The organism is Kitasatospora sp. NPDC056076, assembly GCF_042266305.1.
GTDB lineage: Bacteria > Actinomycetota > Actinomycetes > Streptomycetales > Streptomycetaceae > Kitasatospora.
Window position 1 is genome coordinate 152,581 of sequence record NZ_JBHJWG010000001.1, and the last position, 20,703, is coordinate 173,283.

Genomic DNA, 20,703 nt, shown 5'->3' on the forward strand with positions numbered 1-20,703 from the left:
AGGGCATGGAGGGGCGGTCAGGCGAGGGTATGGGACGTGGCGTCGAACGTTCGTCGTCGGAGCAGAGGGTATCGGAGCGCGTCACACGCCGTAGGACAGAAAGGGATATTGGCCGCTGGGGAGATTTGCGACGGCTACGGCCAGACCAGGCAGTACAGCTGGTGCCCGGCATCGTGCAGCCGGTTGGCGAAGTCCTGCCACTCGTGCAGCATGCTGTAGATCACGAAGGCGTCGCGCGGTCCGCGGCGGTCCGGGACGGTGGACCAGATGAAGGCGGCCGCGCCGAGTTCGGTCTCGTCCGCCTTGCGCAGCGGCTCGACCACGTTGTGCGGGAGTTGGACGACCGCGTAGTCGGGGTGCAGCACGACGAGTTCCAGCGGCGGCACCTGGTGCAGGGGGACGCCCTGGATGCCGGTGAGGACCATGGCGCTCATGGTCTCCGGCTTGATCTTGGTGGAGAGGTGGCCGGTGGGGGAGCCGCTGGTCTCCATCAGGTCGCCGAGCCGCCCCAGCGCGCCGAGTTCGCCGGCGTCCAGTCCCAGCCCGCCCGGGCCGAGGGCGGTGGGGACTCTGGCGGCGGTGGCGCGGTCCGGTGCGCCGAAGTACTTGTACGTCACCCCCACGTGTCCCTCACCCCGCCTCTCGCCGCCGCGACGACCACGACCCGTACCCGCTCCCGTACCCCCGCGTGCGGTCTCGGCGGGCCTGCGGGGGCCACCCGCTGCCTCGTCGAACCCGTCCTGCGCCTCGGACACTCGGACCATCCTCACCGGAACTCGCCGGAATCGACAGACCCCCGCACGTCCGGCGTCCCGCCGGCCGTGCTCCTTACCGTCATTCGCCGCCGTGCCTACTCGCGGGCCGTACCCACCAGCGGCACACAGCAGTCCTCTCCACACCCCTGTACACAACCGGAGCGCTCGCGCACTCTGTGCACACAGTCTGACTGGTCCGTGTGACGGAACAACCAGCGGCCCCGCCCGTACACCACCGCCACGGGCGACCGTCAGGGACAACCGTACAGACAACGGTGCCCGGATCATCGTTCCAGATGATCGGGCCGGACATGCAGAGCCCAAGGACACGATTTGAGACCATGTCTCCCGTGAGCTACCCCTACGAAGCCCCCCAGTCCCAGTCGCTGTTCGATCGCGCCTCCGTGGTCACGCCCGGCGGCGTCAACTCCCCGGTGCGCGCCTTCCGCGCGGTCGGCGGCACACCGCGCTTCATGGTGTCCGGCACCGGCCCCTACCTCACCGACGCCGACGGCCGCGAGTACGTCGACCTGGTGTGCTCGTGGGGTCCGATGATCCTCGGCCACGCGAACCCGGCCGTGATCGAGGCCGTCCAGCGGGCGGTCTCCCGCGGCACCTCCTTCGGCACGCCCGGTCAGGGCGAGGTCGAGCTGGCCGAGGAGATCGTCTCCCGGGTGGCCCCGGTCGAGCAGGTCCGCCTGGTCTCCTCCGGCACCGAGGCCACCATGTCCGCGATCCGGCTCGCCCGCGGCTTCACCGGCCGGGCGAAGGTGGTCAAGTTCGCCGGCTGCTACCACGGTCACGTGGACGCGCTGCTGGCCGCCGCCGGTTCCGGCGTGGCCACCTTCGGCCTGCCGGACACCCCGGGCGTCACCGGCGCCCAGGCCGGCGACACCATCGTGCTGCCGTACAACGACCTGGCCGCCGTCGAGCAGGCCTTCGCCGCCCACCCGGGCGAGATCGCCTGCGTGATCACCGAGGCCTCGCCCGGCAACATGGGCGTCGTCCCGCCGCTGCCCGGCTTCAACGCCGGCCTGGCCCGGCTCTGCCGGGACAACGGCGCGCTGTTCGTCTCCGACGAGGTGATGACCGGCTTCCGCGTCTCCAAGGCCGGCTGGTACGGCCTGGAGGCGGCGCACGAGGGCTGGGCGCCGGACCTGCTGACCTTCGGCAAGGTCATGGGCGGCGGCTTCCCGGCCGCGGCCTTCGGCGGCCGGGCCGACGTGATGGCCCACCTGGCCCCGGTCGGCCCGGTCTACCAGGCGGGCACCCTGTCCGGGAACCCGGTCGCCACCGCGGCCGGCCTGGCCCAGCTGCGCGGCTGCACCGACGAGGTGTACGCGACGGTGGACGAGGTCTCCGCCGAGATCTCCGGCCTGGTCTCCGAGGCGCTCACCAAGGAGGGCGTGGCGCACCGGCTGCAGACCGCCGGGAACATGTTCTCGGTGTTCTTCACCGAGGCGCAGGTCACGAACTACGACCAGGCGAAGACCCAGGAGGCGTTCCGCTACACCGCCTTCTTCCACGCGATGCTGGCCGAGGGCGTCTACCTGCCGCCGTCCGCCTTCGAGTCCTGGTTCGTCTCGGCGACCCACGACGCCCGGGCGATCGAGCGGATCGCCGCCGCGCTGCCGGCCGCGGCCCGCGCCGCTGCCGCCGCCACGGCCTGAGCCCCCTCCAGACCACAGGAGCAGTTGAGAAGTGAGCGCCAAAGAGATCACCGTCGTCCACGTGATGCGCCACGGTGAGGTGCACAACCCGGAGGGCGTGCTGTACGGCCGCCTGCCGGGCTACCACCTGTCCGAGCTGGGCCGTCAGATGGCCGACCGGGTCGCCGAGGACCTCGCCGGGCGGGACATCACCCACGTGGTGGCCTCCCCGCTGGAGCGGGCCCAGGAGACCGCCGAGCCGATCGCCAAGGCGCACGGCCTGGAGGTCGCGGTGGACCCGCGGCTGATCGAGGCGGAGAACGTCTTCGAGGGCAAGACCTTCGGCGTCGGCGACGGCTCGCTGCGCAACCCGGGCTACTGGAAGTACCTGACCAACCCGTTCAAGCCCTCCTGGGGCGAGCCGTACCTCGACCAGGTGGTGCGGATGATGGGTGCGCTCGGAGCCGCCCGGGACGCGGCCCGCGGGCACGAGGCGGTCTGCGTCAGCCACCAGCTGCCGGTCTGGATCCTCCGCTCCTTCGTGGAGCGCCGCCGGCTCTGGCACGACCCGCGCAACCGGCAGTGCTCGCTGGCCTCGCTGACCAGCTTCACCTTCGAGGGCGACAGCATCGTCTCGGTCGGGTACCGCGAGCCGGCCCGTGACCTGCTGCCCGCGCACCTGGTCGGCAAGGGCCGCAAGGGCGACAAGCCGGTGGGCAAGAGCTTCGGAGCCTGAGGCCCGTAAGCGGTGCGTAAGTATGACTTCGGGTCACCTGACGAAAGTCGGGTGGCCCGAAGTCTTCGCAGGTCAGAGGGTGTGCAACGCGCAAGGTAGGACCCCGGCGAACCCGCCCGGAACTCCATGCGAAACTTTTCACATGTCTGCCATGACGCGCCCCCGTCCCCGTGTCGCCGCAGCCGCCGCCACAGTCGCCGCCGCTGCGCTCGTCCTCACCGGCTGTTCCTCCTCGGGCTCGTCGAGCAGCAGCGAGGGGCAGGTCGGGTTCGTGACCGTCAAGGGGACCAACCTGTCGAAGGCGGACACCGGCAAGCGCGGGGACGCGCCGGACATCTCCGGGGAGACCCTGGAGGGCAACCAGGTCAAGCTCTCCGACTACCGCGGCAAGGTCGTGGTGCTGAACGTCTGGGGCTCCTGGTGCGGGCCGTGCCGGGCCGAGGCGAAGAACCTCCAGGCCGTCGCGGACGAGTACAAGGAGAAGGGCGTCCAGTTCCTGGGCATCAACACCCGGGACACCGACAAGACCAACGCCGTCCGCTTCGAGCAGGAGCAGGGCGTCTCCTTCCCGAGCATCTTCGACCCGGCCGGCACCCAGCTGCTCAAGTTCCCCAAGGGCAGCCTCAACCCGCAGTCCATCCCGACCACCCTGGTCGTCGACCGCGACGGCAAGCTGGCCGCCCGCGCCGTCGGCGGGACGACCCAGGAGGCGCTGGAGTCGATCGTCCAGCCGGTGGTCGCGGAGCAGCAGCAGTGAGTGGGCCGCTGAACGCCGCCGCCCTCCCGCTGGCCGACACCTTCACCACGGTCCAGAGCGGGGCGCTGCTCGCCGCCGCGCCGGTCGCGCTCGCGGCCGGGCTGGTCTCGTTCTTCTCGCCCTGCGTGCTGCCGCTGGTGCCCGGCTACCTGTCGTACGTGACGGGCTTCTCCGCCGCCGACCTCGCGGACGCCCGCGGCGCCAAGCGCGGCCGGATGCTGCTCGGGGCGACCCTGTTCATCCTCGGCTTCACCGTGGTCTTCGTCTCCGGCGGGGCGCTGTTCGGCCAGTTCGGCAACACCCTGCAGGAGCACAAGCGGGCCATCGCGATCGTGCTCGGCTCGCTGACCGTGGTGATGGGCCTGGCCTTCATGGGCCTGGTGCCCGGCCTGAGCATGCGCGAGGTGCGCTCGCACCGCCGCCCGGCCGTCGGCCTGCTCGGCGCGCCGCTGCTGGGCATGGTGTTCGGCGTCGGCTGGACGCCCTGCATCGGCCCGACCCTGGCGGCCGTCCAGACGCTGTCGCTGAACCAGGCGGACGCGGCGCGCGGGGCCCTGCTGATGACCTTCTACTGCCTGGGCCTCGGCGTACCGTTCATCGTGGCCGCGCTGGCCTTCCGCCGGGCGCTGGGCGCCTTCGGGTGGGTCAAGCGGCACTACCCGCTCGTGATGCGGATCGGTGGCGGCATGCTCGTCGCGGTCGGTCTGCTGCTCGTCACCGGGATCTGGGATTCCTGGATGAGCGAACTGCAGTCCTGGACCGCCGACTCCCAGATCGGAATCTGACCGTGAGCAAGACCACGACCGATACCGAGCTGCCCCCGGCGCCGGACGACGACGCCGCCGCCGAACGGCTCAGCACCGCGCCGGTCGAGTCCGAGGGACCGACCGGCATAGGGGTGTTCGGCTGGGCGCGCTGGATGTGGCGCCAACTGACCTCGATGCGGGTCGCCCTGATCCTGCTGTTCCTGCTGTCGCTGGCCGCCATCCCGGGCTCGCTGATCCCGCAGAACGGCCAGAACCAGTTCAAGGTGCAGACCTGGAAGGCGCAGCACACCGCGGTCGCGCCGATCTACGAGAAGCTCCAGCTGTTCGACGTCTACAGCTCGGTCTGGTTCTCCGCGATCTACATCCTGCTGTTCGTCTCGCTGGCCGGCTGCATCATCCCGCGCACCTGGCAGTTCGTCGGCGTGCTGCGCTCCCAGCCCCCGGCCGCCCCGCGCAACCTGACCAGGATGCCGGTGTACGCGGTCTGGCGCACCGGGGCGGAGCCGGAGCAGGTGAACGCGGCCGCCCACCGGCTGCTGCGCAAGCGCGGCTTCCGGGCGAACCTGTCCGGCGGCTCGGTGGCCGCCGAGAAGGGCTACCTGCGCGAGGTCGGCAACCTGCTGTTCCACCTGTCGCTGTTCGCGCTGCTCGGCGGCTTCGCCTGGGCCAGCCTGGCCTCCGGCACCGGCGGCAAGCTGATGGTCGAGGGCCAGGGCTACTCCAACACCATCACCCAGCTCGACGACTTCACCGGCACCCGGTTCTACGGCAACCAGGACCTCGACCCCTTCTACCTCAAGCTCGAGAACTTCACCTCGAAGTTCCAGAACACCGGTGACCAGATGGGCGCCGCCCGTCAGTTCACCGCGAACGTGGAGTACTACGAGGGCAGCGACGAGTCGAAGGTGAAGAAGGGCACGATCGAGGTCAACCACCCGCTGGAGATCGGCGGCAGCAAGGTCTTCCTGATCGGCCACGGCTACGCCCCGGTGATCACCGTGAAGAACGGCAAGGGCGACGTGGTCTACCACGACGTCGTGCCGTTCCTGCCGCAGGACGCCAACCTGACCTCGACCGGCGTGGTGAAGGCCTCCGACTACGGCGTCGGCCCGGACGGCAACAAGACCCAGCTGGGCTTCTCCGGCTTCTTCCTGCCGACCGCCCCGCTGAGCTTCGCCGGCACCGGCCCGGTCTCGCTGTTCCCCGGCGACGCCGCCCCCGAGCTGGTGCTGAACGCCTTCGCCGGCGACCTCGGCACCGACTCCGGCCTGCCGCAGAACATCTACCAGCTGAACACCTCCAAGCTCACCCAGCTGCAGCAGGACGGCCAGCCGGCCAAGGCCCTGCTCAAGCCCGGCCAGGGCTGGACCCTGCCGGACGGCTACGGCACCGTCACCTTCGAGGGCTACAAGCAGTGGGCGAGCTTCAACGTCTCGCACCGCCCCGGCAACGAGATCGCGCTGACCGGCGCGGTGCTGGCGATCCTCGGCCTGATCGGCTCGCTGTTCATCCAGCGCCGCCGGATCTGGGTGCGGGCGGTGGCCCTGCCGGGCGGCGGCACCCAGGTGGAGCTGGCCGGCCTGGCCCGCAGCGAGTCGGCGAAGATCGCCGAGGAGCTGGCCGAACTCGCGGTGGACCTCCAGGACGACGCCCCGGCGTCGGAGGAGGACCAGGCGGACCAGGAGTCCGACGAGACTCCGGAAGACCCCGCAGCGCCGGAAGACCCCGCAGCAGAAGACCCCACAGCCCCTGCCGACCAGAACTCCAAGGAGTAGACGGTGCACCTCGCCTCGGGAGTCGACCCACAGCTGGCCGACCTCTCCAACAAGCTGATCTATTCGGCGATGGCGGTCTACACGATCGCCATGTTCGCCCACATGTTCGAGTGGACGTTCGGCAGCAAGGGCGCGGTCGCCGTCCGCTCCAAGGAGCAGTCCGGCAACCTGGCCGAGACCGTCGCCGCGGCGGAGCCCAAGGCCGCCAAGAAGGTCACCGTCACGGTGGCCGGGGCGAAGGGCGGCACCACCACGCTGACCCGCACCGTCCTGGCGGGCGAGGGCGCGACGGTGGTCACCGGCGGGCGCGGCGAGGACGAGGAGGACGGCCCGGGCGCGGCCGGCACCAGCGAGAAGGCCGACCTGGCCGGCCGGATCGCGGTCTCGCTGACCGTCCTCGGGCTGCTGCTGCACGGCGGCGGCATCGTCGCCCGCGGCCTCTCGGTGTCCCGCTGGCCGTGGGGCAACATGTACGAGTTCTCCTGCGCCTTCGCCTTCACGATGACCGCCACCTACCTGGTGCTGCTGGCCGCGCGGAAGAACGTCCGCTGGCTCGGCCTGCCGGTCGCCGTCGCGGCGCTGCTGACCCTCGGCATCGCCACCCAGGTGCTGTACACCGACTCCGAGCAGCTCGTCCCGGCGCTGCACTCGTACTGGCTGGCGATCCACGTCTCCACCGCGATCTTCTGCGGCGGCGCCTTCTACGCGGCGTTCATCGCCACGCTGCTCTACCTGGGCAAGGACTCGTTCGACAAGCGGATGGCGGCCGGCCTGACCACCGGCCCGCTGGGCACCTCGCCCTCGATCTGGCGCCGGCTTCCCGCCGCGTCCACCTTCGACAAGCTGTCGTACCGGATCAACGCCCTGGTCTTCCCGCTGTGGACGTTCACCATCATCGCGGGCGCGATCTGGGCCGAGGCCGCCTGGGGCAAGTACTGGGAGTGGGACCCGAAGGAGACCTGGTCGTTCATCACCTGGGTCGCCTACGCCTGCTACCTGCACGCCCGCGCGACGGCCGGCTGGAAGGGCCGCAAGGCCGCCTACCTGGCGCTGGCCGCCTTCGCCTGCTGGCTCTTCAACTACTACGGCGTGAACATCTTCGTCACCGGCAAGCACTCGTACGCGGGGATCTGACCGGAGGCACGCACCCACCGGCCCGGCTTTCCGCACGAGATCGCCGGGCCGAGGTGCAAGAGGGGTACGACGTGCCGGCCGTCCGTGCCGGTACGGGGAGGAACGAGGAGGAGATCGCGCAATGGAGTGCGACGAGGTCATGCTGACCGTCCGAATCACCGCCGCCGAGCGCATGTTGCTCCGACGGCTCGCCCAGGGACACCGGAGCGACGTGTCCGAAGTGGTGGCCGACGCTCTGCTGGACATCATCCCCACGCTCAGCGCGCCGGGGGACGCCTACCGGCTGCTGGGCGCCCTCGCGACGCCCGCTCCGTGTGCGCTGACCGTCTGGCTGCCGACCGCACTGGCCGACCTGCTGGTGCCCGGCGCGGCCCGGATCGCCCAGATCACCGAGGTCCGGATCGAGTCGGCCAGCGCGGCCCTGGGCGCGGCGCTGCGGCTCTGGCTGGCCCAGGACCCGGTCCGGCTGGCGGCCAACCTCAGCGTGATGCACGCCGGGCGGCGGCCGTCCGCGCTGGTGGCCGCCTGACCCCCGGCCCGCCGGACCCCGGCCCACCTGACCTCGCGCCGGACCTCGACGCGCCGGACCTCGACGCGCCGGGCCTCAACTCGCCAGCGGCAGCAGGCCGGTCGCGGTGGGGCGGCCCTCGAAGGCGTCCCGCCGGACCGGCACCCGCGGACCGTCGACCGGCTCGGTGAGCAGCCGGCACTCGGCCGCCGTCCGCCCGTCCTGGAGCAGTCGCACCAGGACGGGGGTGCGGCGGCCGTCCGGTGTCCGCTCGCGGACGGCCCGGACGAAGCACGGCCGGTCCAGCTCGATGTAGTGGTCGAAGGCGGTCACCAGCTCGACCGGCACCACCGGCTCGGGGTGGTGCAGCCGCTGGGCGGCCTGCCGGGCGGCCTCCAGCACCAGCATCCCGGGCACGTGGTCGAGCCCGTGGTCGAACAGCACCGGGTGCCCGGCGTCGGCGCGCAGCAGCCAGGTGTCCGGCCGCAGGGTCGGGCTGAGCACCACGTCCGCGGCCTGCGCCCGCCCGACCAGCTCGGGCGCGGCGGGCTCCGGCGGGCGCGGCGGGGTGGCGGCGCCGCGGCCGGGGCCGCGCAGCCGCCGGTACGAGGCGGGGGTGACCACCCGCAGCTGGCCGTCGCCGTGGCCGATCCGCCGGCCGTCCCGGGTGACCTCGGCGTGCACCCGCAGCGAGGCCAGCCGGCCGTGCCGCATCCGGACGTCCTGGCAGCCGACGGTGAGCATCAGCGAGGCCGGGTCGGCGGTGACCGCGAGGCCGGGCAGGCCGGCCTCGCCGAGCGCGTAGCCGAGCTCCTCCATGACGAAGTGGTGGTCGCGCGGCACCCCGAAGCCGGCGTGGCCGATCAGCAGCCCGGCCTGCCGGACGGTCTCGGCCATCAGCACCGGGTCGTGGTAGCGGTCCCCGGGCAGCCGGTAGAAGCCGTGCAGCCGGGGCCACTGGGCGCCGAGCAGGAAGTCGTACGGGCCGGTGGCCTGCCAGCCGGTGAGGAACACCTCGGAGACCGAGGCGCGGTGCACCAGGTGCCGGGAGACGGTCCGGTCGTGGAAGTCGTAGCCGGCACCGGAGTGGCCGGTGCCGGAGTGGGTGCCGTAGCCGGTGCCGGGGTGGGCGTACGGGCCGTGGGCGTCCGGCTCTACGATCAATGGCATGACTGGCCCCAGCTCCAGGGTGTCGGTCGAGCGCCCGCCACGGACGCCCCACAGCAAAACATACATACCACCCGGTTTGTCTTCTGCGGCCGGGGGTGGCCCGTCGCAAGACCCGGACCGACCACGCTACCTGGCCTCTGGTCTGCGGGAATGCCTGAACTGGGGACGGCAGACCTTGGGCGGGGGGTGGTCCCCGCTGGACGGCGGGGTCGACACAGGCGCTAGATTAGATACCAACCATGCGGTTTCGGCCAGTGCCCTCCGCATGCGAGGCGTCGCCTCCGACCGAGGGCGCGCCGACAGCGGCCGGGTGGGGCGGGGAACGCGTCCGGCGGAGTCCGGGGGGATCAGTGGTCAAGCAGGAACGCGCGGGGCGGACCAGGCGGGCCGTGCTGCTCGCCGCTGCGGACACCTTCGCGGGGGCCGGGTTCGAGGCCGCCAGCCTGGTCGACATCAGTCGCCGGGCCGGGGTGAGCAAGGGCGCCCTCTACTTCCACTTCGTCTCCAAGCAGGCCCTCGCCGACGGCGTGCGGGCCGCCGCCGGACGGGAGATCGGCGCGGCCGCGCTGCGCGCCCTGCGCACCGAGGACCGGGCCGTCCAGGCACTGATCGACTTCTCGCACGAGCTGGCCCGGTTGCTGCGCGAGGACGTGGTGGTCCGGGCCGGCGTCCGGCTCGGCCGCCAGGGCCTGCGGCCGGCCGACGGCTGCGCCGGACCGGGCACCGCCTGGCGCAGCCTCGCCGCCGTCGTCCAGCGGCTGCTGGAGCGCGCCGAACGGGCCGGGGAGCTGCGCCCCGGGGCGGACCGGCGGGCCTGCGCCGAACTGCTCACCGCGGTGGTGGCCGGCCAGGTGCTGCTGGCCGCCGAGGAGCCCGGCCGACCGGCTCCGGAGGCCGTCCGGCAGCTCTGGGCGGCCGCCCTGCCGGCCCTGGTGGGGCCGGACGACTGCGCGGGCTACCGGGTCTGACCGGGGCCGGCCGGGTCCGACCGGGGCGCGCTGGGCCGCCGGCCCCGGGCGGCGCCCAGTCGTGCGGTGCGGCGCTCAGCGGTGCTCAGCGGCGTTCGGCGACGCTCAGCCGGGCCAGGGCGTGCGGCTGGACGAGGCCCGGGAGCAGCAGCGTCCACAGGTCGGCCATCCGCTTGATCAGGTCCTGCCGGTCGGCCAGCACCTGGGAGCTCAGCTGGATCCCGGTCACCGCGCCGGTGATCACCCCGGAGGCCGCCACCAGGTCGACCCCCGGGTGGAGGTCCCCGGCCTCCCGGGCGCGCTCCAGCAGCGCGCCTACCAGGTCCATCCAGCCCTGGTAGGCGGCGATCTGCGGCTGGGTGAAGCTGCCGTGCTCGATCGTCAGCCGGATGCTGCCGCGCACCAGCGGGTCCTCCTGGAGCGCGCGGGCGAACGCGTACCCGAGGTCGATCAGGGTCTGCACCGGGCTGTCCGAGGAGGGCTCCCAGGTGGCGATCCAGGCGCCCTGGCCCTCGATCACGGCGAGCGCCAGCTCCTCCTTGGAGCGGAAGTGGAAGTACAGCGCGCCCTTGGTGACACCGGCCCGGTCCAGGATCTCGGCCATCGTGGCGGCGGCGTAGCCCCGCTCGTCGAACACCTCGGCCGCCGCGAGGAGTACCGCCTGGCGGGTTGCCAGCGCGCGGGCCTGCCTGGCCATCGCAGCCTCCCTGGAAAGTTCTGTACCTCGGCAGCGGCCGATCCTATGGGGGCCGACGGGGCGACGGGCGTGAACCGTCCGGTAGGTATCCTACCGAGCCGCTCCGCGCCCGGTCGGACGGGCACGAACGGCGCCGGGGGCCCCGGGTGCCCGCGCCGCGGCGGCCGGCGGAGCTCGGCCGGACAGCCCGACGGCCGGTCACCCGATGGGGGTGACCGGCCGTCGAGGTCGGACTCTCGGGGCCCGGGGCCCGGGGCCCGGAGGCGTCAGGCGGCCTGCTGCCAGCTCACCGGCGAGTAGTAGGCCGGGCGGCGCTCCAGGCGCTGCCAGTTGGCGATCGGCTCGACCTGGGCGGCGGCCGCGGCCTGCTGCGCGACGGCGGCGCGGGCCATCAGGACGGCGGTCAGGGCGGCGAGCTCCTCGTCGGAGAGGCTGCCGCGGACGATGCGGACGAGGGGTTCGGCGGAAGCGGTCATGTCCTTGGTTTCTCCCCCGGTTGCTGTGGTGTGTGGTGTGCTCGGTACGGCCTGCTGCTGCGAACCGCGCCGCTGCTACATCGGCGGGTTGCCGTGCTTGCGGCTGGGCAGGTCGGCGTGCTTGGTACGGAGCATCGCCAGGGCGGAGGCGATCACCTGGCGGGTCTCCGCCGGGTCGATGACGTCGTCCACGAGGCCGCGCTCGGCCGCGTAGTACGGGTGCATCAGCTCGCTCTTGTATTCCTTGATCTTCTCGGCGCGCATGGCGTCGGGGTCGTCGGCGCCGTTGATCTCGCGGCGGAAGATGACGTTGGCGGCGCCCTCGGCGCCCATCACCGCGATCTCGTTGGTCGGCCAGGCGTAGGACAGGTCCGCACCGATGGAGCGGGAGTCCATGACGATGTAGGCGCCGCCGTAGGCCTTGCGCAGGATCAGCGAGATGCGCGGCACGGTGGCGTTGCAGTAGGCGTACAGCAGCTTGGCGCCGTGCCGGATGATGCCGCCGTGCTCCTGGTCGACGCCGGGCAGGAAGCCGGGCACGTCCAGCAGGGTGACCAGCGGGATGTTGAAGGCGTCGCACATCTGGACGAAGCGCGCGGCCTTCTCGCTGGCGTTGATGTCGAGCACGCCGGCCAGCGACTGCGGCTGGTTGGCGATGATGCCGGTGACGTGGCCGTCGACCCGGGCCAGCACGCAGAGCACGTTGGTGGCCCAGCGCTCGTGGACCTCCAGGAACTCGCCGTGGTCGACGATCTCCTCGATCACCTTGCGCATGTCGTACGGGCGGTTGCCGTCGACGGGCACCAGGTCCAGCAGGCTGTCGTTGCGGCGCTCGACCGGGTCCTCGCTGACCACCGACGGCGGCATCTCGCGGTTGTTCTGCGGCAGCAGCGACAGGAGGAAGCGGACCTCCTCGATGCAGGACTGCTCGTCGTCGTAGACGAAGTGCGAGACGCCCGAGACGCCGGCGTGCACGTCGGCGCCGCCCAGGCCGTTCTGGCTGATCTTCTCGCCGGTCACGGCCTGGACCACGTCGGGGCCGGTGATGAACATCTGCGAGGTCTCGCGGACCATGAAGACGAAGTCGGTCAGCGCGGGGGAGTACGCGGCGCCGCCGGCGCACGGGCCGAGCATCACCGAGATCTGCGGGATGACGCCGGAGGCCTTGGTGTTGCGCTGGAAGATGCCGCCGTAACCGGCCAGGGCGGTGACGCCCTCCTGGATACGGGCGCCGGCGCCGTCGTTCAGCGAGACCAGCGGGGCACCGGCCGCGATGGCCATGTCCATGATCTTGTGGATCTTCTGCGCGTGGGCCTCGCCCAGGGCGCCGCCGAAGATCCGGAAGTCGTGCGCGTAGGTGAACACGGTGCGCCCGTGCACGGTGCCCCAGCCGACGACCACGCCGTCGGTGTGCGGCTTCTTGGCCTCCAGGCCGAAGCCCTGGGCGCGGTGCCGGCGCAGCGGCTCGACCTCGCGGAAGGAGCCCTCGTCCAGCAGCAGGTCGATGCGCTCGCGGGCGGTCAGCTTGCCCTTCGCGTGCTGGGCCTCGGTGGCCTTGTCGCTCGGGCCGCGGCGCACCTGCGCGCGGAGCTCGTGGAGCTCGGCGACCCGCCCCTTGGCATCGGCCGGGACCTCGGGGACCTCGCCGCCGACCGGCGCCTCATGCACAACCGTCATCTCGAACCACTCCAAGGGTGAGGGAACTGTCCGACAGCCAGCGTCTGCTGTACCCCCAGCTGCGAATCAACTTCTTCACTTATGACTGTACGAGGGGCCGTGCGCTGGTTTCGGCGTCGATTCCGTACAAGGTCGAGTTCGTTTAGCTGTCAGGCCTGTACAGAAGCGGTCGCCCCGAGGGCTGTGCGCTCGGTGGCCGTTCGAATACCGGGGGTTGTCGGGCAGATGATGGTCCGATGATCTGAGCATGAAGGAAAACGCAGGTCAGGACCGTTCTCCAGCAGTGTGGGGCGGCCGTCCGGAGTACTGCTTGAGGACGGCTGGACCGTGGCGCCGGGAACGGGGCGATCAAGGCCGGACGCTTGCCGGTCGTAGGGAAGCGCCAAAAAGGCCGCAGCCCACCCGTGGGTGCCCGGGTGGGCTGTCCGGGGGAGCGGCGGACCCGCTCCGATCAGCTCTTTCGCCCGTCCTCGGGCTCCTCGCCGCCGCGCAGCTCCTGCTCCCGGCGGCGCAGATCGGCCTCCCACCGCCGGAGCATGTCCTCGTGGTCCTTGTCGTCCTTCTGCAAGGACCCGCCCTTCGAGGGGGCGTCCTTCTTCTCGGGGCCGTTCTCGGCGGACCCGTTCCTCGCGGACTCGTTCCCGAGGGAGGCCAGGAACTCCGGGTCGTCGTCCGGGGCCACCGGCCGGCCGCGGCGCGGGGCGGCGGAGCCGCTCCGGCCGTCCGCGTCCGTCCGTCCCGGTCCTCCGTCCGGCGCGCCCGTGCGCAGGAAGCCGCGCCGCTTCCCGGCCACCAGCCAGGCGATCGGGCCGAGCGGCGGGAAGAGCAGCACGATGATCAGCCAGATCGGCTTCGGCAGGTGCCGGACCTCTCCCTCGGGCGTGACCAGGCAGTCGATGAACGCCCACACCCACAGCGCGAGCGGAAGGACGATGGTCAGAAGAATCCTCAGCACGGCTGTGATCTCCCCCGCGAGGGCCGGAGCGGCGGGCGCCTCCCGGGGCCCTTGACGCAAGCCAGGCTATCGGGTGGCGGATACTGACTGGCATGGCATACGACGATCTCCGCTCGTTTCTCCGAGCCCTCGACCGCGAGGGCGACCTCAAGCGCATCAAGGCGGAGGTGGACCCCCACCTGGAGATCGGCGAGATCGTCGACCGCGTGCAGAAGGCCAAGGGCCCGGCGCTGTTGTTCGAGAACGTCAAGGGCTCGTCGATGCCGATCGCGATGAACGTCTTCGGCACCGAGCGGCGCCTCGCCAAGTCGCTCGGCCTCAAGGGCCCGGAGGACATCTCCGAGAAGATCGCCGGCCTGCTCAAGCCCGAACTGCCGCAGGGCTTCACCGGGTTCCGGGACGCCTTCGGCAAGCTCGCCTCGATGGCCCACGTCCCGCCCCGGAACGTGAAGTCCGGCGACGCCCCGGTCCAGGAGGTCGTGCTCACCGGCGACGACGTCAACCTGGACGAGCTGCCCGCGCTGTTCACCTGGCCGCTGGACGGCGGCTCCTTCTTCAACCTGGGCCTGACCCACACCAAGGACCCGGACTCCGGCGTCCGCAACCTCGGCCTCTACCGGCTCCAGCGGCACGACCGCCGCACCATCGGGATGCACTGGCAGATCCACAAGGACAGCCGCAACCACTACGCCGTCGCGGCCAAGCGCGGCGAGCGCCTCCCGGTGGCGATCGCCTTCGGCTGCCCGCCGGCCGTCACCTATGCGGCCACCGCACCGCTGCCCGGCGACATCGACGAGTACCTGTTCGCCGGCTTCGTCGCGGGCGAGCGGGTCCGGATGGTCGACTGCAAGACCGTCCCGCTCCAGGTCCCGGCCGACGCCGAGGTGGTCCTGGAGGGCTGGCTGGAGCCCGGCGAGATGCTCCCCGAGGGCCCGTTCGGCGACCACACCGGCTTCTACACCCCGCAGGAGCCGTTCCCGGCGCTGACGATCGACTGCGTGACCATGCGCCGCCGGCCGATCCTGCAGTCCATCGTGGTCGGCCGCCCGCCGACCGAGGACGGCCCGCTGGGCAAGTTCACCGAGCGGTTCTTCCTGCCGCTGCTGAAGATCATCATCCCGGACATCGTCGACTACGACCTGCCCGAGGCCGGCGGCTTCCACAACTGCGTGATCGTCTCGATCGACAAGAAGTACCCCAAGCACGCCCAGAAGACGATGCACGCGATCTGGGGCGCCCACATGATGTCGCTCACCAAGCTGATCATCGTGGTGGACTCCGACTGCGACGTCCACGACTACCAGGAAGTGGCCTGGCGGGCCTTCGGGAACGTCGACTACAGCCGCGACCTCACCGTGGTCGAGGGCCCGGTCGACCACCTCGACCACGCCTCCTACCAGCAGTTCTGGGGCGGAAAGGCGGGCATCGACGCGACCCGCAAGCTCCCCGAGGAGGGCTACACCCGGGACGGCGGCTGGCCGGAGATGGTCTCCTCGGACCCGGCCACGGCCGCACTGGTGACCCGTCGCTGGAAGGAGTACGGGCTGTGAGCACCGCCGCCGTCGAGACCCCGGGGCGCACCAAGGCCTTCCTGCGCCTGGTGATGATCGAGCACTCGGTCTTCGCCCTGCCCTTCGCCTACATCGCCGCGCTGACCGCCATGTTCCTGGCGGACAAGCGGGTGCACTGGGGCGAACTGTTCGTCGTCACCGTCTGCATGGTCGGCCTGCGCACCTTCGCGATGGCCGCCAACCGGATCATCGACCGCGAGATCGACGCCCGGAACCCGCGTACCGCCGGGCGCGAACTCGTCACCGGCGCCGTCTCGTTGAGGACCGCGTACGCCGGCTCGGCGGTCGCCCTGGTGGTCTTCCTCGGTGCGGCGGCCCTGCTCAACCCGCTCTGCCTGGCCCTCGCGCCGGTGGCCGTGGTGCCGATGGTCGTCTACCCGTACGGCAAGCGGTTCACCAACTTCCCGCAGGCGATCCTCGGCCTGGCCCAGGCGATGGGCCCGGTCGGCGCCTGGCTCGCGGTGACCGGCACCTGGTCCTGGGAGGCCGTGGTCCTCGGGGCCGCGGTCGGCATCTGGATCGGCGGCTTCGACCTGATCTACGCCTGCCAGGACGTCGAGTCCGACCGGGAGCACGGCGTCGGCTCGCCGCCGGCCCGCTTCGGCGTCCCGGCCGCCATCCGCGGCGCCCGGGTCTGCCACGTCCTGACCACCCTGCTGCTGGGCTGGTTCGCGGTGCTCACCGACGCCGGCCCCGCGTTCTGGGTCGGCCTGGCCGTCGTCGCGGGCGCCTTCGTCTACGAGCACACCATCGTGAAGCCGAACGACCTGTCGAGGCTCAACCGGGCCTTCTTCCAGACGAACAGCTTCGTCGGCATCTCGCTGTTCTTCTTCGCCCTGGTCGACCTGGTCATCCGCGGCCTCGGCATCTGACCCCCGCGGGCCCGGCCCTGGCCGGCCCCGGATCCTCTCCTGGAACAGATGTACATCTGTTACATTCGTGCCATGAGTGAGTCTGTCGTGGAATCCATGGCCGATGTGCGCAGCCACCTGGCGGACGTCATCGACCGGGCCCGTAGGGACGGCACCCCGACGATCATCACCCGGCGGGGGAAGCAGGAAGCCGTGGTGATCGACATCGACGAGTACCGGCGTCTGAGCCGACTGGCCGAGGAGGCCGAGGACGCCTGGCTCAGCGGGCTCGCGAAGGAGGCCGAGGCCGAGGGGCGCGAAGGGTCCGTCTCCCTGGAGGAGATGGCCGCGATGCTGCGCGCCCAGCAAGGGTGACCCGATGGGCCACGTGACACGCTTCACCCCCCAGGGGCAGCGCGACATGCTCAAGGTGCCGCGCCCCGACGCCCTGCGGATCATGTACCGCCTCACCGAGTTCCAGCGGGCGCTCGACAGCGGCGGCACGGCGCCCTTCGACATCAAGCCGCTCCAGGGCCATCCGGGGCACTGGCGCCTCCGGGTCGGCGACTACCGGGTCGTCTACACGATCGAGGACGGGCTGCTGGTCGTGTGGGTGGTGGCCGTGGGCAACCGGCGCGAGGTCTACCGCCGGTACTGAGACGTCTCGGCGGCCTTCGTCTCGACGGCCGCCAGGAAGTCGGCGGGTGCGCCGCCGGTGACGTGTTCCGGGCTGGGCAGGTACTCCCAGCTCCAGCTCACTCGTTCACCGCCGAGAACGCGGCCCGGTAGATCGCCGCGACGTCGGTGGCGTTCCGACGGCACTCCTCGACGCTCTCCGCGTGGTTGGCGAGGTAGTTCGCCCGGTGGTAGGCCCGTGCCGTGGCCGGGACCCGCTCGATCTCCACGACGGCCGCCCAGTGCGCGACGAACGCGCGGAGCGGGCTGATGCTTCCTGAGTCGATGGCGGCGGCCATGGCCCGGGTCTGTCCCTCCACCATCTCCGGCAGCCGGGCGGAGGCCACCACGGCGAGAGCGGCCTTGAGAGCGGCGGGCGACTTCTCGGGCCTGGGGATGAGTTCGGCTCCGTCCGGGACCGGCTGGCTCACGGGGCTCTCCTCTCGTCCCGTCCGAGCCTACTCGCCGCCGGTTCGCGGTAGCGCTCCGCGGCTCAGTTGTGGAGGAAGGCCTCCATCGCGGTCGCCAGTGCCACCGGCGCCTCGTACATCGGGTAGTGCCCGGTGCCGCCGAGCTCCTCCAACTCGGCGTTGGGGTAGTGCTCCAGCCAGGTGCCGCGCATCACGTCGGCGGTCAGCGCGAGGTCGTGCTCGCCGACGATGACCTTGACCGGGACGGGGTTCCCGCTGATCCGGTGCTCCAGGTCGGCCGTGGTCCAGTCCTGGACGTAGCCGTCGAAGGCCTCGACGGTCGACAGCCGCAGCGACTGGTCGACCATCCGGTCCAGCCAGACCCGGCCCGCCCGCTGCCCGGTGACCAGGTCGAGGATCGCGTACCGCTTCTCGCGGTCCTCGGCGGCGCCGTAGAACAGCGCCTCGCCCGCCTCGTCCAGCGGGTACGCCCCGGCCGGCACCGGAGACAGGCCGACCAGCTTGCGCACCCGCAGCGGGGCCTCGGCCAGGACCTGCTGGGCCGCCTTGCCGCCCATCGAGTGGCCGACCAGCGAGAAGCGGTCCCAGCCGAGCTGGTCGGCGAGGGCGAGCGCGTCGGCGGCGATCTCGGCGAGGGTGTAGGCGCCGGTCACGTCCTTGCGCTCGCCGTAGCCGCGGTAGTCGAGGAAGGCGTAGCTGAACGCCCTGCCGTCGAGGTAGTCCAGGAAGGGGCCCCAGCCCGCGCTGGTGCCGAACCAGTCGTGCAGGACGAGGACGGGGTGGGCGCCCGTACCGGTCAGGCGATGAGGGATCGTCATGCCGGGGGTCGTTCCCCGGAAACCGCCCGCCCGAACGGCCGGTCCGGGGCGGGCCGTTCGGGTGGAGGGTCAGGCGGACGGCCGGCGGGCGAAGGCCGGGGCGTGTTCGGGGCGCGGCCCGATGGCGAGCAGTCGGGACAGGCCGATCCGGACGGCGGGCACCCGGCGGGCGACCGCGGCGAAGGCGGTCGGCGGTCCGGAGCGCCGGCCGGTGAGCACCGGGACGAACATGATGCCGTGCAGGACCCGCTGGAGGCGCTGCATGACCACGGTCGGCCACCAGCGGCGCCGCTGGACCCGGGCCAGCGCGGCGACGGTCGGCCGGCCGCGGCGCAGCGGTTCGGCGAGCAGGGCGGCGGCCGCGACGGCGTCCTGGATGGCGAGGTTGATGCCGACACCGCCGGCCGGGGACATCGCGTGGGCGGCGTCGCCGATCAGCAGCAGCCCGTCGACGTACCAGCGGTCCAGCCGGTTGAGCTTGACGTCGAGCAGGTGGAGCTCGTCCGTTCCGGCCAACTGGTCGACCCGGTCGGCGAACTGCGGCATGAGCCGGGCGATCCGGGCGCGGAAGCGGTCGATGCCCTCGGCGCGCAGCTCGGGGTCGAAGCCCTTGGACTTGAAGTAGGCGATCTGGAAGTAGTCGTCGCGGGTGAAGCTGAGGGCCAGCTCGCGCTCGCCGAAGCCGGGGGTGAGGCTGGGCGGCGCGGCCTGCTCGTGGGCGTGCCGGGGGAGCCGGAACCACCAGACGTCGAAGGGCACCGGGTACTCCTCGGGCACCAGGCCGGCCTCCCGGCGCAGGGTGGAGTGCCGGCCGTCGGCGGCGACTGTGAGGTCGGCGCGCAGCTCGCCCTCCTCGCCGTCCCGGGTGCGGTAGCGGACGCCGACCACCCGGCCGTGCTCCCGGAGCAGTCCGGTGGCCTCGGTGTTCATCCGCACGGTGAAGGTGGGTTCCCGCTTCGCCTCCTCGACCAGGAAGTTGAGCAGGTCCCACTGCGGCATCATGGCGATGTAGTTGTACGGCGCGGGCAGCCGGTCGAAGGCGCTCAGCGCGACGTCCCCGACGCCGGGCACCGGTACCACCAGGTTCCCGAGCCGGCTCTGCGGCAGGGCGGCGAACTTCCGGCCGAGGCCCAGTTCGTCCATCAGGCGCACGGTGGACGCGTGGACGGTGTCGCCGCGGAAGTCCCGCAGGAAGTCGGCGTGCTTCTCCAGCACGGTCACCTCGACGCCCGCTCGGGCCAGCATCAGGCCCAGCACCATTCCGGCCGGTCCGCCCCCGGAGATGACGACGCTCATGGCTCTCTCCCCTTCGATCCCTTGCCGTTCCTGGGTGGAACTTGCCTATAGAGCGTCTCTGGAACCGTCTCAGGTGTCAAGTAGTACGATGTCTCACATGAACGAACTGGTGGCGGCCGCCCTGGCGGCCGCGAAGGCACGGGGGCGGGACGTCGCGGACGTCCCGCTGACGGCGATCGCCTCGGCGGCCGGAATGTCGCGCAGCACCCTGCTGCGCCGCCTCGGCGGCTCCCGGGCCCCGCTGGACGAGGCCGTCCGGCAGGCGGGCGTCGACCCGGGCGGACGGCCGCCGGTGCGGGAACGGGCGATCGAGGCGGCGGGCCGGCTGGTCGCCGAACGCGGCCTCGCCGGAGTGACCCTGGACGCCGTGGCCGACCGGGCCGACTGCTCACTGCCCAGCCTGCACACCGTCTTCGAGGGGCGGGACGGCCTGTTCACCGCCGTCTTCCTCCAGTACGGCCCGCTGCCGGACCTGGAGACACTGGCCGCGGACCCGCCGGAGAGCCTGGAGGAGACCGTCCGGGCGATCCACCACACCTTCGCCGCGGCCTTCGACCGCGAGCCGAGGGTCGTCCCGGCGGTCTTCGCCGACCTCTTCGGCCGCCCGGACGGCCCCGCCGCCCGGATGATGGAGGCCCACCTGCCGCGGATGTTCGACGGCCTCTCCCGCCTGCTGCTGCCGTACGTCGAGGCGGGGCGGCTGCGCCCGCTGCCGCTCCCGGTGCTGGCCCAGCTGATGCTCGGCCCGCTGCTCAACCACGTCCTGATGAGACCGGTGCTGGAGCCCGCGTTCGGCGCCGGACTGCCGTCGCCGGACGCGGTGCTGGACCTGTTCGTCGAGGCCTACCTACGGGCGGTCGCCCTGCCCGGGCCGGGCCACCGGAACCCCTGAACCGACCCCGAGGAGAACCGTGATCGGCACCCTGCAGTGCCTGGTGCTCGACTGCCCCGCGCCGGGTCCGGGGCTGAGGGGCGGCCGGAACGGCCGAGCCCCGGCCCCCGGACGGTGCCGGGAGCCGGGGCTCGGGTGCTTCTCG

At 72.0% G+C, this 20,703-nt stretch carries 22 protein-coding genes; 13 read left to right on the forward strand and 9 right to left on the reverse strand.

The annotated features are described in order from the left end of the window. Positions 1 to 134: 134 nt before the first annotated feature. Positions 135 to 617: a hypothetical protein gene (locus ACFC1T_RS00760; RefSeq protein WP_350507657.1), complete on the reverse strand. Its 483-nt coding sequence runs from the start codon at positions 615 to 617 to the stop codon at positions 135 to 137. 479 nt (positions 618 to 1,096) lie between these two features. Between ACFC1T_RS00760 and hemL the strand changes: the two genes are divergently transcribed. The 7 genes from hemL (at position 1,097) to ACFC1T_RS00795 (ending at position 8,102) form a co-directional block, all read left to right on the forward strand. Beyond that, positions 1,097 to 2,425, forward strand: coding sequence for a glutamate-1-semialdehyde 2,1-aminomutase (gene hemL / locus ACFC1T_RS00765; RefSeq protein WP_375881805.1), 1,329 nt, complete (start codon positions 1,097 to 1,099; stop codon positions 2,423 to 2,425). Between the two features lie 64 nt (positions 2,426 to 2,489). Further along, entirely contained in the window at positions 2,490 to 3,140 is a 651-nt protein-coding gene (locus tag ACFC1T_RS00770; protein WP_375882339.1) for a histidine phosphatase family protein, read from the forward strand. 151 nt (positions 3,141 to 3,291) lie between these two features. Then, on the forward strand, positions 3,292 to 3,897 hold the full coding sequence (locus ACFC1T_RS00775; protein ID WP_375881807.1) for a TlpA family protein disulfide reductase: 606 nt from the start codon (positions 3,292 to 3,294) through the stop codon (positions 3,895 to 3,897). Then, complete coding sequence (locus ACFC1T_RS00780; RefSeq protein ID WP_375881810.1) at positions 3,894 to 4,682, forward strand: cytochrome c biogenesis CcdA family protein; 789 nt, start codon at positions 3,894 to 3,896, stop codon at positions 4,680 to 4,682. The genes ACFC1T_RS00775 and ACFC1T_RS00780 overlap by 4 nt, the downstream gene beginning before the upstream one ends. Positions 4,683 to 4,684: 2 nt before the next feature. Then, entirely contained in the window at positions 4,685 to 6,439 is a 1,755-nt protein-coding gene (locus tag ACFC1T_RS00785) for a cytochrome c biogenesis protein ResB (RefSeq protein WP_375881812.1), read from the forward strand. Between the two features lie 3 nt (positions 6,440 to 6,442). Continuing rightward, on the forward strand, positions 6,443 to 7,573 hold the full coding sequence (gene ccsB, locus ACFC1T_RS00790; protein WP_375881815.1) for a c-type cytochrome biogenesis protein CcsB: 1,131 nt from the start codon (positions 6,443 to 6,445) through the stop codon (positions 7,571 to 7,573). A gap of 121 nt (positions 7,574 to 7,694) precedes the next feature. Beyond that, complete coding sequence (locus tag ACFC1T_RS00795) at positions 7,695 to 8,102, forward strand: hypothetical protein (protein ID WP_375881817.1); 408 nt, start codon at positions 7,695 to 7,697, stop codon at positions 8,100 to 8,102. Positions 8,103 to 8,177: 75 nt separating this feature from the next. On the opposite strand, the gene ACFC1T_RS00800 is transcribed toward ACFC1T_RS00795, so the two are convergent. Then, positions 8,178 to 9,251, reverse strand: a complete 1,074-nt coding sequence (locus tag ACFC1T_RS00800) for a ScbA/BarX family gamma-butyrolactone biosynthesis protein (RefSeq protein WP_375881820.1) — start codon at positions 9,249 to 9,251, stop codon at positions 8,178 to 8,180. A gap of 350 nt (positions 9,252 to 9,601) precedes the next feature. Between ACFC1T_RS00800 and ACFC1T_RS00805 the strand changes: the two genes are divergently transcribed. Next, on the forward strand, positions 9,602 to 10,219 hold the full coding sequence (locus ACFC1T_RS00805; RefSeq protein ID WP_375881822.1) for a ScbR family autoregulator-binding transcription factor: 618 nt from the start codon (positions 9,602 to 9,604) through the stop codon (positions 10,217 to 10,219). Between the two features lie 85 nt (positions 10,220 to 10,304). Here the strand turns inward: ACFC1T_RS00805 and ACFC1T_RS00810 are convergent, their stop codons facing one another. From ACFC1T_RS00810 to ACFC1T_RS00825, 4 genes are all read right to left on the reverse strand, one after another. Further along, positions 10,305 to 10,916 carry a ScbR family autoregulator-binding transcription factor gene (locus ACFC1T_RS00810; RefSeq protein WP_375881825.1) on the reverse strand — a complete coding sequence of 204 codons (612 nt, stop codon included), beginning with the start codon at positions 10,914 to 10,916 and terminating at the stop codon, positions 10,305 to 10,307. Positions 10,917 to 11,182: 266 nt separating this feature from the next. Next, positions 11,183 to 11,392 (reverse strand): acyl-CoA carboxylase subunit epsilon, encoded by a 210-nt coding sequence (locus ACFC1T_RS00815; protein ID WP_375881827.1) that lies wholly within the window; start codon positions 11,390 to 11,392, stop codon positions 11,183 to 11,185. 75 nt (positions 11,393 to 11,467) lie between these two features. After that, a complete protein-coding gene (locus tag ACFC1T_RS00820) occupies positions 11,468 to 13,069 on the reverse strand; it encodes an acyl-CoA carboxylase subunit beta (RefSeq protein WP_375881829.1) in 1,602 nt (533 codons plus the stop codon). Positions 13,070 to 13,520: 451 nt separating this feature from the next. After that, positions 13,521 to 14,024, reverse strand: coding sequence for a PLD nuclease N-terminal domain-containing protein (locus tag ACFC1T_RS00825; protein ID WP_375881831.1), 504 nt, complete (start codon positions 14,022 to 14,024; stop codon positions 13,521 to 13,523). 92 nt (positions 14,025 to 14,116) lie between these two features. Between ACFC1T_RS00825 and ACFC1T_RS00830 the strand changes: the two genes are divergently transcribed. From ACFC1T_RS00830 to ACFC1T_RS00845, 4 genes are all read left to right on the forward strand, one after another. Continuing rightward, positions 14,117 to 15,574, forward strand: coding sequence for a menaquinone biosynthesis decarboxylase (locus ACFC1T_RS00830; RefSeq protein ID WP_375881834.1), 1,458 nt, complete (start codon positions 14,117 to 14,119; stop codon positions 15,572 to 15,574). After that, positions 15,571 to 16,467 (forward strand): menaquinone biosynthesis prenyltransferase MqnP, encoded by an 897-nt coding sequence (gene mqnP / locus ACFC1T_RS00835; RefSeq protein WP_375881836.1) that lies wholly within the window; start codon positions 15,571 to 15,573, stop codon positions 16,465 to 16,467. Before ACFC1T_RS00830 ends, mqnP begins: the two co-directional genes overlap by 4 nt. 72 nt (positions 16,468 to 16,539) lie before the next feature. Next, entirely contained in the window at positions 16,540 to 16,821 is a 282-nt protein-coding gene (locus ACFC1T_RS00840) for a type II toxin-antitoxin system Phd/YefM family antitoxin (protein WP_375881838.1), read from the forward strand. Between the two features lie 4 nt (positions 16,822 to 16,825). After that, the gene (locus ACFC1T_RS00845) at positions 16,826 to 17,104 is read left to right on the forward strand and encodes a type II toxin-antitoxin system RelE/ParE family toxin (protein WP_375881841.1); all 279 of its coding nucleotides are present in this window, start codon (positions 16,826 to 16,828) and stop codon (positions 17,102 to 17,104) included. 97 nt (positions 17,105 to 17,201) lie between these two features. Here the strand turns inward: ACFC1T_RS00845 and ACFC1T_RS00850 are convergent, their stop codons facing one another. From ACFC1T_RS00850 to ACFC1T_RS00860, 3 genes are all read right to left on the reverse strand, one after another. Next, positions 17,202 to 17,552: a hypothetical protein gene (locus ACFC1T_RS00850; RefSeq protein WP_375881844.1), complete on the reverse strand. Its 351-nt coding sequence runs from the start codon at positions 17,550 to 17,552 to the stop codon at positions 17,202 to 17,204. A 62-nt stretch (positions 17,553 to 17,614) separates the two neighbouring features. Beyond that, on the reverse strand, positions 17,615 to 18,370 hold the full coding sequence (locus ACFC1T_RS00855; protein ID WP_375881847.1) for an alpha/beta fold hydrolase: 756 nt from the start codon (positions 18,368 to 18,370) through the stop codon (positions 17,615 to 17,617). 69 nt (positions 18,371 to 18,439) lie between these two features. After that, positions 18,440 to 19,666: an FAD-dependent oxidoreductase gene (locus ACFC1T_RS00860; RefSeq protein ID WP_375881849.1), complete on the reverse strand. Its 1,227-nt coding sequence runs from the start codon at positions 19,664 to 19,666 to the stop codon at positions 18,440 to 18,442. Positions 19,667 to 19,763: 97 nt separating this feature from the next. Here ACFC1T_RS00860 and ACFC1T_RS00865 point away from each other — a divergent pair, with 97 nt between their 5' ends. Then, a complete protein-coding gene (locus tag ACFC1T_RS00865) occupies positions 19,764 to 20,558 on the forward strand; it encodes a TetR/AcrR family transcriptional regulator (protein ID WP_375881852.1) in 795 nt (264 codons plus the stop codon). Positions 20,559 to 20,703 lie beyond the last annotated feature (145 nt).